Annotated in this window: 15 protein-coding genes; 8 read left to right on the top strand and 7 right to left on the bottom strand. The window is 59.6% G+C overall.

Annotated elements, in window-relative coordinates; genetic code table 11:
- Window positions 1-29: 29 nt before the first annotated feature.
- The 3 genes from FOT55_RS11870 to FOT55_RS11860 all read right to left on the bottom strand — a co-directional run bounded on the left by FOT55_RS11870 (window position 30) and on the right by FOT55_RS11860 (window position 1,808).
- Window positions 30-593, bottom strand: coding sequence for a DcrB family lipoprotein (locus FOT55_RS11870; RefSeq protein WP_025304887.1), 564 nt, complete (start codon window positions 591-593; stop codon window positions 30-32).
- Window positions 594-673: 80 nt separating this feature from the next.
- Window positions 674-1,108 carry a GNAT family N-acetyltransferase gene (locus tag FOT55_RS11865; protein WP_043142199.1) on the bottom strand — a complete coding sequence of 145 codons (435 nt, stop codon included), beginning with the start codon at window positions 1,106-1,108 and terminating at the stop codon, window positions 674-676.
- A 40-nt stretch (window positions 1,109-1,148) separates the two neighbouring features.
- Complete coding sequence (locus tag FOT55_RS11860) at window positions 1,149-1,808, bottom strand: 7-cyano-7-deazaguanine/7-aminomethyl-7-deazaguanine transporter (RefSeq protein ID WP_049209361.1); 660 nt, start codon at window positions 1,806-1,808, stop codon at window positions 1,149-1,151.
- Between the two features lie 219 nt (window positions 1,809-2,027).
- Between FOT55_RS11860 and tusA the strand changes: the two genes are divergently transcribed.
- A complete protein-coding gene (gene tusA, locus FOT55_RS11855; protein ID WP_025304890.1) occupies window positions 2,028-2,273 on the top strand; it encodes a sulfurtransferase TusA in 246 nt (81 codons plus the stop codon).
- Between the two features lie 80 nt (window positions 2,274-2,353).
- On the opposite strand, the gene FOT55_RS11850 is transcribed toward tusA, so the two are convergent.
- On the bottom strand, window positions 2,354-4,672 hold the full coding sequence (locus FOT55_RS11850; RefSeq protein WP_099816939.1) for a zinc/cadmium/mercury/lead-transporting ATPase: 2,319 nt from the start codon (window positions 4,670-4,672) through the stop codon (window positions 2,354-2,356).
- Window positions 4,673-5,355: 683 nt separating this feature from the next.
- Between FOT55_RS11850 and FOT55_RS11845 the strand changes: the two genes are divergently transcribed.
- Entirely contained in the window at window positions 5,356-6,819 is a 1,464-nt protein-coding gene (locus FOT55_RS11845; RefSeq protein ID WP_025304892.1) for a serralysin family metalloprotease, read from the top strand.
- Window positions 6,820-6,873: 54 nt separating this feature from the next.
- Window positions 6,874-7,251 (top strand): AprI/Inh family metalloprotease inhibitor, encoded by a 378-nt coding sequence (locus FOT55_RS11840; protein WP_025304893.1) that lies wholly within the window; start codon window positions 6,874-6,876, stop codon window positions 7,249-7,251.
- 40 nt (window positions 7,252-7,291) lie between these two features.
- Here the strand turns inward: FOT55_RS11840 and FOT55_RS11835 are convergent, their stop codons facing one another.
- Window positions 7,292-7,918 (bottom strand): lysoplasmalogenase, encoded by a 627-nt coding sequence (locus FOT55_RS11835; RefSeq protein ID WP_025304894.1) that lies wholly within the window; start codon window positions 7,916-7,918, stop codon window positions 7,292-7,294.
- Between the two features lie 159 nt (window positions 7,919-8,077).
- Between FOT55_RS11835 and FOT55_RS11830 the strand changes: the two genes are divergently transcribed.
- Window positions 8,078-8,434 (top strand): DUF2500 domain-containing protein, encoded by a 357-nt coding sequence (locus FOT55_RS11830; protein WP_060434781.1) that lies wholly within the window; start codon window positions 8,078-8,080, stop codon window positions 8,432-8,434.
- Between the two features lie 3 nt (window positions 8,435-8,437).
- Here the strand turns inward: FOT55_RS11830 and FOT55_RS11825 are convergent, their stop codons facing one another.
- Both FOT55_RS11825 and rsmD read right to left on the bottom strand, forming a co-directional pair.
- A complete protein-coding gene (locus FOT55_RS11825) occupies window positions 8,438-8,710 on the bottom strand; it encodes a DUF1145 family protein (RefSeq protein WP_004934327.1) in 273 nt (90 codons plus the stop codon).
- A complete protein-coding gene (gene rsmD / locus FOT55_RS11820; protein ID WP_025304896.1) occupies window positions 8,700-9,320 on the bottom strand; it encodes a 16S rRNA (guanine(966)-N(2))-methyltransferase in 621 nt (206 codons plus the stop codon). Before rsmD ends, FOT55_RS11825 begins: the two co-directional genes overlap by 11 nt.
- A gap of 242 nt (window positions 9,321-9,562) precedes the next feature.
- On the opposite strand from rsmD, the gene ftsY reads away from it, so the two are divergent.
- From ftsY to rpoH, 4 genes are all read left to right on the top strand, one after another.
- On the top strand, window positions 9,563-11,179 hold the full coding sequence (ftsY, locus tag FOT55_RS11815; RefSeq protein ID WP_147823498.1) for a signal recognition particle-docking protein FtsY: 1,617 nt from the start codon (window positions 9,563-9,565) through the stop codon (window positions 11,177-11,179).
- 5 nt (window positions 11,180-11,184) lie between these two features.
- Window positions 11,185-11,856, top strand: a complete 672-nt coding sequence (ftsE, locus tag FOT55_RS11810; protein ID WP_004934337.1) for a cell division ATP-binding protein FtsE — start codon at window positions 11,185-11,187, stop codon at window positions 11,854-11,856.
- Window positions 11,846-12,799, top strand: a complete 954-nt coding sequence (gene ftsX / locus FOT55_RS11805) for a permease-like cell division protein FtsX (RefSeq protein WP_004934340.1) — start codon at window positions 11,846-11,848, stop codon at window positions 12,797-12,799. The genes ftsE and ftsX overlap by 11 nt, the downstream gene beginning before the upstream one ends.
- A gap of 318 nt (window positions 12,800-13,117) precedes the next feature.
- On the top strand, window positions 13,118-13,975 hold the full coding sequence (rpoH, locus tag FOT55_RS11800; RefSeq protein WP_004934345.1) for an RNA polymerase sigma factor RpoH: 858 nt from the start codon (window positions 13,118-13,120) through the stop codon (window positions 13,973-13,975).
- Window positions 13,976-14,031 lie beyond the last annotated feature (56 nt).

Here is a 14,031-nt window from a genome sequence, read left to right as displayed (position 1 = left end):
AAGGGCCGGCAAACCGGCCCTCTGTGGGATTACTGCTTCAGCTTCAGGGTGGAGATGATGCCTTCGGCTTCGGTCTGCGCCTGCTGCTGATTGTCCGCCGGCAGCGTCACCTGAATGGTCAGCATGTTGTTGTTCAGCGAGCCGATCAGGACGGAAGAATAAGCCTTTTCACCGCCGCTGGTGATGATACTGTCCAACTGACGCAGCGGCACGCCGTTGACGTCGAGCGCCTTGTTGGTGATCACCTGCAGGTTGGCGTCACGCGCGCGCTGGGTATTCTCCAGGCGTTTGGCCAGAGTCTCCAGGCTGTCGGCGGTCTTGTCGCCCAAGATGACGATCACCGCGCGCTGGCCGGTGCTGTCTGCGTAAACATGCATGTTGTTGGCCTGGTTGCCCAGCTTGCCGCTCTGATCCGCCATGCCGACCGGCAGGGTGAACGCCAGTTTACCGTCCAGCAGGCTTACCTGCTGCCCGGCCGGCGCGCTGGCCGCCGCGCCGTCTGGCGCTGCCTTGGTGTCTTTGGTGTTGCCGTCGCAGGCCGCGAGGCCAAGCGCCAGCAGGCTGATACCCATCAATTTCGCTACTTTACGCATCGGGCTTCCTTCTTCCTTTCCGGTAGGGATTCACTGTCGTATCGCAACCTATTCCAGGTTGAAATGCAAGGCAGATGTTGTCACAAGTTTTTTTCCAGTAATAGCCGATAATCAGCCACTTCGCCTTTCTTTTCCAGTTGAACAATCTGATAGTGGTGGGTGAGCAGCATCGTCAGCATGGCGCGGAACCGGTTACGGGTTTTGACCGTCAGTTGGCGATAGCCCTGCGCCCGAGCCCAGCGTTCCTGTTCGGCCAACAAGGCCTGCGCCACGCCGTGGCGACGGAATGCCGGCAGCACGCCACCCAGCCAGCTGTAAAACACCGTTTCCTGCCGTTGATAACCGAGTTTGAAACCGGCCGGCTGCCCGTCTATCTCGGCGATCAACAGGCTGGCGGGGGCGGTGCCGATGCGCTGCTGCAGATCGGCCAGGCTATGCAGGCCGCCGAATTCGGGGATGCGTTGATAAAGGCGGTGGATTTCTTCGAGCGTGGCGGTGCGGACGATTGGGGTCATGAGCGGCCTCCAAGGATAAGGCCGCCCAGAATAGCATGGCTCAGCTCGGCTGCAGGCTGCCGCTGCGCGCCGCGATGCGTTTGAGCAGCATGTTCAGCAACACGCCGTACATCGGCAAGAAGAACAGCAGGCAGATCATCACCTTGAAGCTGTAATCCACCAGCGCAATCTCCACCCAGTTGTTGGCCATGAAGGGATCGCTGCTCTTGTAGAAGGCGATGAAGAAGAACGCCAGCGTATCGCTGATGTTGCCGAGGAACATCGCCGCCGCCGGCGCCACCCACCAGGCGCTGCGTTGGCGCAGACGGTTAAAGACGTGTACGTCGAGGATCTGGCCGAGCACATAGGCCATAAAGCTGGCCACGGCGATGCGCGCCACGAACAGGTTAAAACTGCTCAGCGCCGCGAAGCCCTGCCATTCTCCCTGATAGGTGACGGTGGAGATCACATAAGAGATGAACAGCGCCGGCACCATCACCGCCAGGATAATACGTCGCGCCAGCGGCGCGCCGAAGATGCGCACGGTCAGATCGGTCGCCAGGAAGATAAACGGGAAGGTAAAGGCGCCCCAGGTGGTATGGAAGCCTAAAACGGTGATCGGCAGCTGCACCAGGTAGTTGCTGGAGGTAATGATGGCGATATGAAACAGCGAAAGCCAGACCAACGCCGTGAAGCGCTGCTGTGCGGTAAACGAATACATGTTGTAGCCTTTTTAGCAGTGGGGTGAGGGAACCCAGTGTGTCTTGTCAAAACAGCAAAAAACGCTGCGCGGCGGCATGATACGCGTTTGCGCAACCAATGCAATGGTTAAATTTAACGCAAACGTTAACGCATCTTGCGCAGAAAAACTACCGGCGTAAACTAGGCGCTAATGAGATGCGGCGAGCGTTCGCCGATCGTTTTGAACGAGAAAAATTGCATGACTGACTTATTTGCCCAGGCAGACCAGACGCTCGACGCGCTGGGGCTGCGTTGCCCAGAACCGGTGATGATGGTGCGTAAAACCGTGCGCCATATGGACAACGGCGAAACGCTGCTGATTATTGCCGACGATCCGGCTACCACCCGCGATATCCCGGGGTTCTGCCGCTTTATGGAGCATACGCTGGTGGCGCAGGAGACCGAGCAGGCGCCATACCGTTATCTGCTGCGTAAAGGCGTATAACGGCGGCGCGGCCGAGTTAAAAGTTCCTTCCCCCAAATGACAACGGGCGCGGTATGCCGCGCCCGTGTTTGTTTCCGAACTTAGCTGCGTTTTCTCAACAGCCGCAGCGCGTTGGCAGTGACCAGCGCGGTGGCGCCGGAGTCGGCCAGCACCGCCAGCCACAGCCCGGTTAACCCCAGCAGGCTGGTGATCAGGAAGACCCCTTTCAACCCCAGCGCGATGGTGATGTTTTGCCGGATATTGGCGTGGGTGGCGCGCGAGATGCGGATCATTTCCGCGACGCCCACCAGTCGGTTGTGGGTCAGGGCGGCGTCGGCGGTCTCCAGCGCCACGTCGGTGCCGCTGCCCATGGCGATGCCGATGTTGGAGGCCTTCATCGCCGGGGCGTCGTTGATGCCGTCGCCGATCATCGCCGTCGGGCGCAGTTCGCTCAGTTCGGTGACCGCGCTGACCTTATCTTCCGGCAACAGACCGGCACGATAGTCGAGGCCCAGCTCGCCGGCGATCGCCGCGGCGGCGCGCGGGTTATCCCCGGTCAGCATCACGCCGCGAATACCCAGCGCGTTCAGTTCGGCTATCGCCTGTTTGGCGTCGCTGCGTAGCGTATCACGCAGCGCCAGCAAGCCGATGGGCGCGCCGTCTTCCAGCACCACCACCGCCGTTTTACCGGCGTTTTCCAGCTTGTCTACCTGGCTCTGCCATTGTGTGGCGAGCAGGCCCGGCGCCAGCTTGCCCGGCGCACTGATCAGCACGGTCTTGCCGTCCACGATCCCTTCCACACCGACGCCGGCCAGCGCGCGGCGCGCCTGCGCCAGCGGCAGCTCAGCCCCGCTTGCGGCGGCGCGGTTGATGATCGCTTGCGCCAGCGGGTGATGTGAACCGGCCTCTACCGCGGCGGCAAGCTGCAACAGCCGTTGTTCGGTCAGCGCGCCGATGGGCAGCACGTCGGTGACCGTCGGCTTGCCTTCGGTCAGGGTGCCGGTTTTATCGAAGGCGATGGTTTGAATCTGGCCCAGTTGCTCCAGCGCCGCGCCGCCTTTAATCAGCGCGCCGCGCCGCGTGGCGGCCGCCAGCCCGGATGTGATGGCCGCCGGCGTCGAGATCACCAGCGCGCATGGACAGCCGATCAGCAGCAGCGTCAGGCCGCGATAGATCCAGGTCTCCCACGGCTGCGAGAACAGCAGTGGCGGTACCAGGATCACCGCGACGGCCAGCAGCATAATGGCCGGGGTGTAATAGCGGCTGAAGCGATCGAGGAAGCGTTCGATCGGCGCGCGGCGTTCTTCGGCCTCTTCAATAAGCTGCAAAATGCGGTCGATGGCATTTTTGCCGGGCTCGGAAATCACCTTCATCTGTGCCGCCTGATCGACGGACAGGCTGCCGGCGGCCACTTTTTCCCCTTGTTGACGCTCGACCGGCACCGATTCGCCGGTCAGGGCGCTTTCGTCAAAGCTGGCGAACGGATTGAGCAGCTCGGCGTCGGCCGGCAGGCGCCCGCCGGGCGCGATTTCAATCACATCGCCAGGGCGCAGGCTGGCGACCGGCACGCGTTTGCGTTCCGTGCCTTGCAGCAGCAGCGCATCTTCCGGCACCAGCTCCATCAGCGCCTTCACCCCGCGCCGCGCACGGTTGGCGGCGTAGGATTCCAGCAGCTCGCCGACCATAAACAGCAGCAGCACCATCGCCGCCTCGGCGGTGGCGCCAATAAACAGCGCGCCGATGGCCGCCACGCTCATCAGCGTTTCGATGGCGAACGGCGTGCCGGAACGAATCAGACGCAGCGCCTTGGCGGCGACTGGCGCCAATCCGACCAGCGTGGTGGCGATAAAGGCGATGCGGCCCAGCTCCGGGTTAACCCGATCCAGCACCCAACTGACGACCATCAGGGTGGTCAACAGCAGCAGCGGTGCGAATTCGCCGAAGCGTGAGGTTTTCGGCGCGGCGGCTTTGGCGGTCTGAGTGCCGAGCAGGGTAAAGCCGGCCTGGGCGACCGCGTCCTGGATCCGCAGGCTGATGTCGGACTGCGCGTCGACCACCAGTTTTTCAGTGGCGAACAATACGCGTGCGCTGTCAACGCCGGGGAGCGCGGTGACGGCATTTTCGATTTTCTTGGCGCAGCTGGGGCAGTCCATACCGGTGACTTTCCAGCTGAAACGTTGGCTGCCGGAAGGGGGAGCGGCGGCCAGCCTGTCGCTTTCCTCGTCCGGATCGTCGGGCGCGGTGGCGCAGCAGCCGCTATCGCCATGATCGTGATGATGGTGGGCGTGTTCGGCCTGTACGGCTGCGCTTTTCGGCTCACTGCTGCAGCCATGCTGCGTTTTGCTGTGGCTGTGGTTGCAGCCGCACCCGCCTTCGGCGTGGTGATGTTCCTGATGATTATGGTTTTGCTGATTGTGCATAACGTCCCCCTTCGGGCTGTTAAACGGGTTTGCTCAGCTGACTCTACACCCTGGAGTCCACTCCAGAGTCAAGCGCCGGATGAGAATTATTGCTAACGGCGTTCGGGCGTAGAAAAGGGGGGATTCATTCAATAATGAATAATGCGAATTTAAATATATCGGCTTTTCTTATCCCCTATTTGGGCGAAAAGGCTCGCTACCGTTAGTTTAAATAAGAAAATAATATTCCTATAGAAACTAAAAAATCGCCCGACCTAATAATAAAGAGTTATTAATCTATAACGCTTTAGCAAAATTTACCTTTTCCCCTAAGTAAAGCCAGCATGATTCGCTTGAGTCTGCAGGCCGCGTTGCTATTGAAGTTTGGTGCCAACTTATCCTCATCAAGTTTCGTTTGCTTTGTAAAGAAGCCTAAAAAGCAGCATAACAAACTTTCGTTGCGATAATAAATGGTTGATTATTTTATGTGCAGTTTTACGGTCCTGCCTATAATTGGAATCGATTACCATTTTTAATGGTGATCTTATTTGCTGATATATATGCATTAATTCTACCTAACACACTGCCGGTAACGGCGCATAAGCCCCTTCCAGCAAGCTTGAGGTTCATTAACCGTGGCTTACGGGGAGGTTATGTCTATCTGTCTGATTGATATCAATCAGGTAATGAGTGGAATCGAACCAATGCAATCTACTAAAAAGGCAATTGAAATTACTGAATCCAGCCTCGCGGCCGCGACAACCGGTTACGATGCTGTAGACGACCTGCTGCATTATCATGAGCGGGGTAACGGGATTCAGATTAATGGCAAGGATTCATTTTCTAACGAGCAAGCTGGGCTGTTTATTACCCGCGAGAACCAAACCTGGAACGGTTACAAGGTATTTGGCCAGCCGATCAAATTAACCTTCTCCTTCCCGGATTATAAGTTCTCTTCCACTAACGTCGCCGGCGACACCGGGCTGAGCAAGTTCAGCGCGGAACAGCAGCAGCAGGCTAAGCTGTCGCTGCAGTCCTGGGCCGACGTCGCCAATATCACCTTCACCGAAGTGGCGGCCGGACAAAAGGCCAATATCACCTTCGGCAACTACAGCCAGGATCGCCCCGGCCACTATGATTACGGCACCCAGGCCTACGCCTTCCTGCCGAACACCATTTGGCAGGGCCAGGATCTGGGGGGCCAGACCTGGTACAACGTCAATCAGTCCAACGTCAAGCATCCGGCGACCGAAGACTACGGCCGCCAGACGTTCACCCATGAAATTGGCCATGCACTGGGTCTGAGCCATCCGGGCGATTACAACGCCGGTGAAGGCAACCCGACCTACCGCGACGTCACTTACGCGGAAGATACTCGTCAGTTCAGCCTGATGAGCTACTGGAGTGAAACCAATACCGGTGGCGACAACGGCGGTCATTACGCCGCGGCTCCGCTGCTGGATGACATTGCCGCCATTCAGCACCTGTATGGCGCCAACCTGTCGACCCGCACCGGCGACACCGTGTACGGCTTTAACTCCAACACTGGTCGTGACTTCCTCAGCACCACCAGCAACTCGCAAAAAGTGATCTTTGCGGCCTGGGATGCGGGCGGCAACGATACCTTCGACTTCTCCGGTTACACCGCTAACCAACGCATCAACCTGAACGAGAAGTCGTTCTCCGACGTGGGCGGCCTGAAGGGCAACGTGTCGATCGCCGCCGGTGTGACCATTGAGAACGCCATTGGCGGTTCCGGCAACGACGTGATCGTCGGCAACGCGGCCAATAACGTGCTGAAAGGCGGCGCGGGTAACGACGTACTGTTCGGCGGCGGCGGGGCGGATGAGCTGTGGGGCGGTGCCGGTAAAGACATCTTCGTGTTCTCTGCCGCCAGCGATTCCGCACCGGGCGCTTCAGACTGGATCCGCGACTTCCAGAAAGGGATCGACAAGATTGATCTGTCGTTCTTCAACAAAGAGGCGCAGAGCAGCGACTTCATTCACTTCGTCGATCACTTCAGCGGCGCGGCCGGTGAAGCGCTGCTCAGCTATAACGCTTCCAACAACGTGACCGATTTGTCGGTGAACATCGGGGGTCATCAGGCGCCGGACTTCCTGGTGAAAATCGTCGGTCAGGTAGACGTCGCCACTGACTTTATCGTGTAACGCAGCAACGGAGCGCCCGGCGCAGTCTCGGCCGGGCGTGATGTGGGAGCCGGTATGAAAGGTACTTTAACGCGCGCCGCCCTGGCGGCGGGAGGCATGATGGTGACGAGTGCGGTGATGGCCGGCAGTCTGGCGCTGCCGACCGCGCAGTCGCTGGCGGGGCAATGGCAGGTAGCCGACAGCGAAAGGCAATGCCAAATCGAGTTTCTGGCCAATGAACAAAGCGAGACCAACGGCTACCAGCTGGTGGATCGGCAGCGTTGTCTGCAAAGCGTATTTGCGGCCGAGGTGGTGGGCTGGCGCCCGGCGCCGGACGGCATCGCCCTGCTGCAGGCGGATGGCAGCACGCTGGCGTTCTTCTCGCGCGACGGCGATCTGTACCGCAATCAGCTGGGTGCGGGTGATGCCCTGACGTTGAAAGCGCTGGCTTGATGAAGAAACTGGTTCGGCGCGCCGAACCCGCGGCAGGTCTCTACAGGTAGAGCGAACGCACGATCAGGAAGTGGCCGGAAAAGTAACAGAAAGCCACGATGGCGTCCGCCGCGCGGAAGGTGAAGCGGTAACGGTTGAGCAGCCAAACCACGTTGGCCAGCAGCAGCAGCGAGGTGCCGGCCAGCAGCGAGAAGCCGAAATCGGTGCTGCGCAGGAAATATTGCTCGCCTGCCAGCCAGACCATCAGCAGCGTCATCGCCACGTAGGTGACGATTGGCCAGCGCATCTCTTCCAGCCGGGTCCAAAGGGTGGCTAGCAGCAATGCACCGATCGCCAGCAGCGCCAGCGGCAGCGGCCAGAACAGACTGAACGTCATCTGGCTGGCGAAACTCAGGGTGTACAGCAAGTGGGACAGGAAAAAGGCGCCGATGGCGTACAGCACCCGCTCGCGCGGCAACAGAAGCAGCGCATCGCCGATCAGCGTTGCCAGCAGGCCGAGTACGATCAGATAACCCGCCGCGCTGAGCACCGGCGCCTGCCAGGCAAGCAGCAACAGCAGCAACAGCGTGACGGGTTTGAACACCCAACGCTGCCAGCGCGGCCCGCGGTAAGAGGCGTCGACGAACAGCCAACCGGAAAAGAATACGGCAAGGAACGGCCAACTCATTGATGTCATCCTTATGTAGGAGGGAGCCGCAACCACCGGCTCCAAACTGTCACCCATGTCACTTCTTATTTCAGTGTAGGTAGCCTGCCGACGATCGACAATGCTTTCTTGAGAATGCTATGTTTACGCCGATTTGGCCGTGAAGGAAATGGGAAACCGATGAGTAAGCCACCGTTATTTTTTGTCGCCGTCATTGCGTTGATCGCCGTGCTGGCCACGCAACGCTACTTCAAACAGCGCCAGCAGGAGACGGAAAACGATCGTGCGCCGATGCGCAGTCTGCAGGTGACGGTGAGCGACAAGCGGAGCTTCCCGGTCGCCAAGACCCGTGCGCCGCAGCGCGAGCCGTTGGTCAACGAGCCGATGTATTACGAGGTGGTGTTCAGCCCGAACCAGGGCGGTGAAGACATTACGCTGCGGCTGAAGCAATGGCAGTACAACCCGATAGAAAAAGGCGCGCACGGCACGTTAAACATGCAGGGCACGCGGTTCGTCTCGTTCACCGTTCAGCCGTAGCGGTCACTTTTTCTTGATGGGCGGCTGTTTCTTTTGCCAGGCCAGCAGCTCAAACACGCCAAAGATAAAGATCTTGGCCTCTTGCCAGTAGCTGATCGGCTGATCCTTCGGCTGGGTGGATTTCAACAGCACCAGCTGCAGGCCATGCATCACCACCATAAAAAACAGCGCCACGTCGATGAAATACTTCAGCGGCTTGGGAAACGGATGGAACAGGTTAGAGAGCAGGAAGCCCCATACGCACAGCATCAGCAAGCGGCCCAGATTAATCAGCATGGTCGGTTTTCTCTTTCGAACGAAGATAAAGGCGATAAGCCACCTGACCGGCGACCTTCTCCCGGTGCAACTGCCAGCTGGCAGGCACGTCCGCCGCGGCGCTTTCCGCCTCGGCTTCTACATAGATCCACGCCTCGTCGGCCAGCCAGCCACGCTGCTCCAGCAACAAGACGGTCTCCGCCAGCAGGCCTTTGCGAAACGGCGGATCGAGGAACACCACGTCAAACGGTTGACCGTCGCCCGCCAGCCAGCTCAACGCGTTGGTGTTGATAACCACCCCTTTGCCCTGCAGCAGCGCCAGATTTTTTTCCAGTTGCTGAGCCACCGGCCGTTCGAATTCCAGCAGCGTGGCGCTGCCGGCATAGCGCGACAGCGCTTCCAGCCCTAATGCGCCACTGCCGGCGAAGCAGTCCAGGCAGCGCGCGCCCTGAATCACCGGCGCCAGCCAGTTGAACAGGGTTTCACGCACCCGATCGGTGGTGGGGCGCAGCCCCGGGCTGTTTGGCACCGGGAGTTTGCGGCCGCGCCATTGGCCGCCGATGATGCGGATCTGTCCGGCTGCGGCCTGGGGCGGTTTTTTGGCCGCCGCCCGTGGCGAGAGTCTTGTCATAAGCGTTGTTTGATTTCTTTTGCGGCGCGGGGCCGCAGAGGTTAACGAAAAGTTGTCCCTATTCTACCGGTGACGGGCGTCGGGGGGAACGGTAAAACTTTGTTGTCTGATTTCACACCGGAAAGCATGCCGGATGCGTGTTGCTGCGCGAGGGAAAGTGATAGACTCGGCGGATTATTGTCAGCATATATCCTTCAGGTATGTAGGGTAAGCGAGCCTTCGGTACGGAGTAGAGTCATAACATGGCAAAAGATAAGAAACGTGGGTTTTTCTCCTGGCTGGGCTTTGGCCAGAAGGAAAAGGAAGAAGAGCAACAGCAACCTGAGCAGCCGGTAGAGCAGGCGGAACCTCAGGCCGCGGAGACGCCGGCTGAATCGGCCGCCGTCAAGCTGGATGACAAGCTCCCCGCCCAGGAATCTGAACCTGCCGCCTCCGTCGACACCCCGGGGGAGTGGGATAACGGTCAGGCCGGCGAGCAAATCGCGGAAAACCTGCCGGCGGCGGCTGAACATCCGGCGGCGCCGCAAGCGTTGGCTGAAGAGATCGTCAGCGTCACCGAGCAAGTGGTGGCGCAGCAGCAACCGGTGGTTGAACCTGAGCCGGTCGTCGAACCTGAGCCGGTCGTCGAGCCTGAGCCGGTCGTCGAACCTGAGCCGGTGGTTGAGCCTGAGCCGGTGGTTGAGTCCGAGCCGGTCGTCGAACCTGAGCCGGTGGTCGAGCCTGAGCCGGTGGTTGAACCCGAGCCGGTGGTCGAACCTGAGCCGGTCGTTGAACCCGAGCCAGTGGTTGAGCCCGAGCCGGTGGTTGAACCCGAGCCAATCGTCGAACCTGAGCCGGTCGTTGAACCCGAGCCAATCGTCGAACCTGAACCGGAGCCGGAAGAAGCGCCGCTTGAACCTGTGGTGCCGGCCGCTGCGCAAGAGCAGGAACGCCCGACCAAAGAAGGCTTCTTCGCTCGCCTGAAACGCAGCCTGCTGAAGACCAAGCAAAACCTCGGTTCCGGCTTTATGGGGCTGTTCCGCGGTAAAAAGATCGACGACGACCTGTTCGACGAGCTGGAAGAACAGCTACTGATCGCCGACGTCGGCGTGGAGACCACGCGCAAGATCATCACCTCCCTGACTCAGCACGCCAGCCGCAAGCAGCTGAAAGACGCTGAAGCGCTGTACGGCAAGCTGAAGGAGGAAATGTCCGAAATTCTGGCCAAGGTCGATCAGCCGCTGGATGTGAGCGGGAAAACCCCGTATGTCATCCTGATGGTCGGCGTGAACGGCGTGGGTAAAACCACCACCATCGGCAAGCTGGCGCGTCAGTTCCAGGCGGAAGGCAAGTCGGTGATGCTGGCGGCGGGGGACACCTTCCGCGCCGCGGCGGTGGAACAGCTGCAGGTGTGGGGCGAACGCAACCGCATTCCGGTGGTGGCGCAGCATACCGGCGCGGATTCCGCTTCGGTGATCTTCGATGCGGTGCAGGCCGCCAAGGCGCGCGGTATCGATGTGTTGATCGCCGATACCGCCGGCCGTCTGCAGAACAAATCGCACCTGATGGAAGAGCTGAAGAAGATCGTCCGCGTCATGAAAAAACTGGACGACCAGGCCCCCCATGAGGTTATGCTGACGCTCGATGCCAGCACCGGCCAGAATGCCGTCAGTCAGGCGAAATTATTTAATGAGGCCGTGGGCTTAACCGGCATCACGCTGACTAAACTGGACGGTACCGCCAAGGGCGGGGTGATCTTCGCCATCGCCGATCAGTTCGGTATCCCGATCCGCTATATCGGCGTCGGGGAAGGCATCGAAGATTTGCGGCCGTTTAAGGCTGACGATTTTATTGAGGCACTTTTTGCCCGAGAGGATTAATACGGATGATTCGCTTTGAACAGGTCAGTAAAGCTTATCTGGGCGGACGGCAAGCGCTGCAGGGGGTTGATTTCCATCTGCGCCCGGCGGAGATGGCGTTTCTGACCGGCCATTCCGGCGCGGGGAAAAGTACCCTGCTGAAACTGATTTGCGGTATCGAACGGCCCAGCGCCGGCCACATCTGGTTTGGCGGCCACGACATCAGCCGTTTGAAAAACCGCGAGGTGCCGTTCCTGCGCCGGCAGATCGGCATGATCTTCCAGGATCACCACCTGCTGCTGGATCGCACGGTGTATGACAACGTGGCGATGCCGCTGATCATCGCCGGCGCCAGCACCGAAGATATCCGCCGCCGCGTTTCCGCCGCGCTGGACAAGGTCGGTTTGCTGGATAAAGCGAAAAACTTCCCGATTCAGCTGTCCGGCGGTGAGCAGCAGCGTGTGGGCATCGCCCGTGCGGTGGTGAACAAGCCGGCGGTGCTGCTGGCGGATGAACCGACCGGTAACCTGGATGACGCGCTGTCGGAAGGCATTTTGCGCCTGTTTGAAGAATTCAACCGCGTCGGCGTGACCGTACTGATGGCGACGCACGACACCGGGCTTATCGCCCGCCGCAATTACCGCATCCTGACGCTGAGCCAGGGCCGCATGCAAGGGGGCGCTCACCATGGCCAATAACGCAAAAACCGCCAAGAGCAAGGCGCTGCGCGGCGGCTGGCGCGAACAGTGGCGTTACGCCTGGATGAACGCCATCAAAGACATGCTGCGTCAGCCGTTGGCGACGCTGCTGACGGTGATGGTGATCGCCATTTCCCTGACGCTGCCGAGCGTGTGCTACATCGTGTGGAAAAACGTCAGCACCGCGGCCAGCCAGTGGTATCCGACGCCGCAGCTGACCGTCTATCTGGATAAATCGCTCGATGACGACGCGGCGCTGAAAGTGCTCGACGCCATCAAGGCGGAAGCCGGCGTGGAGAAGGTGAACTACCTGTCGCGTGAAGAAGCGCGCGGCGAGTTCCGCAACTGGTCGGGCTTTGGCGGCGCGCTGGACATGCTGGAAGAGAACCCGCTGCCGGCGGTGGCGATCGTCACGCCGAAGCTGAGCTTCCAGAGTTCGGATACCCTCAACACCCTGCGCGATCGCGTAGCGGCGGTGCAGGGCGTGGAAGAAGTGCGTATGGATGACAGCTGGTTTGCCCGCCTGGCGGCGCTGACCGGGCTGGCGGGTCAGATTGCGGCGATCATCGGCGTGCTGATGATCGTGGCGGTGTTCCTGGTGATCGGCAACAGCGTGCGTCTGAGCATCTTCAGCCGCCGCGACACCATCAACGTGATGAAGCTGATCGGCGCCACCGACGGTTTTATCCTGCGGCCGTTCCTCAACGGCGGGGCGATGCTGGGCTTTGCCGGCGCGCTGCTGTCGCTGGTGCTGTCCGGCGCGCTGGTGTGGCAGCTGGAGTCGGTGGTCGCCGGGGTAGCCAAGGTATTCGGCACCACCTTCACCCTGCACGGGCTGGGCTGGGATGAGGCGCTGCTGCTGCTGATCATCTCCGCGATGATCGGCTGGATCGCCGCCTGGCTGGCGACGGTGCAACATTTACGCCGATTTACACCACAGTAAGATTTTTTTGGTATACTCTTCTCCTGCTGCTTTTGATCGCGTTGCGGGAGAAGAGTGACCTCAAGCGAAGTCAGCACCATCCCTCTCTTCTTAGCGCACAAATTCCCTATCGGCCTGCACCTTCGTCACGTATTGTCAGCGACAATGCTTGCAAAAAAGGGGTGAACTTCTGGGGCGGAATACGGTCAAAAATTGCAGCAAATGTTAAGGTGCCCGGCGTGTGGAACCGCTTTTGCTTCAGCAACTGCCGTAGAATCAATCATTTCCCCGCTGTAATAATCACCTGCATGATTTTGTATTCTCATAGAGAGGGTTTGAATGACCAAAGAAATGCAAACTTTAGCCTTAGTACCCCAAGGTAGCTTGGAAGCCTATATCCGGGCAGCCAACGCCTATCCGATGCTGACGGCAGAGGAAGAGCGGGAGCTGGCTGAACGGCTGCATTATCAGGGCGATCTGGATGCCGCTAAGCAGCTCATCCTGTCTCACCTGCGCTTTGTCGCTCATATTGCCCGCAACTATTCAGGCTATGGTCTGCCGCAGGCGGATCTGATTCAGGAAGGCAATATCGGCCTGATGAAAGCCGTTCGCCGCTTCAACCCTGAAGTCGGCGTGCGTCTGGTTTCCTTTGCGGTGCATTGGATTAAGGCGGAAATCCACGAGTACGTATTGCGCAACTGGCGCATCGTGAAAGTGGCGACCACCAAAGCGCAGCGCAAGCTGTTCTTTAACCTGCGCAAAACCAAACAGCGTTTGGGCTGGTTCAACCAGGACGAAGTGGAACTGGTGGCCCGCGAGCTGGGCGTAACCAGCAAAGACGTGCGCGAGATGGAATCTCGCATGGCGGCGCAGGACATGACGTTCGATCCGACTCCGGACGACGAGGCCCGCGATGGCCAGTCGATGGCGCCGGTGCTGTACCTGCAGGACAAAAGCTCGGACTTCGCCGAAGGCATCGAGGAAGATAACTGGGAAAGCAACGCCGCAGACAAACTGGCTTATGCGCTGGAAGGTCTGGACGAGCGCAGCCAGCATATCATCCGCGCCCGTTGGCTGGATGATGACAACAAATCGACGCTGCAGGAGCTGGCCGATCAGTACGGCGTTTCCGCCGAACGCGTGCGTCAGCTGGAAAAGAACGCCATGAAGAAACTCAAAATGGCGATCGAAGCCTGAGTCGATGCGAGATTCGATAAAAAAAGCCCGGCTTGCCGGGCTTTTTAGTGCCTGAA

Source organism: Serratia bockelmannii (assembly GCF_008011855.1).
Lineage (GTDB): Bacteria > Pseudomonadota > Gammaproteobacteria > Enterobacterales > Enterobacteriaceae > Serratia > Serratia bockelmannii.
Note: the sequence above shows the minus strand (reverse complement) of the source record. Positions and strands in the feature narration are given on the sequence as shown.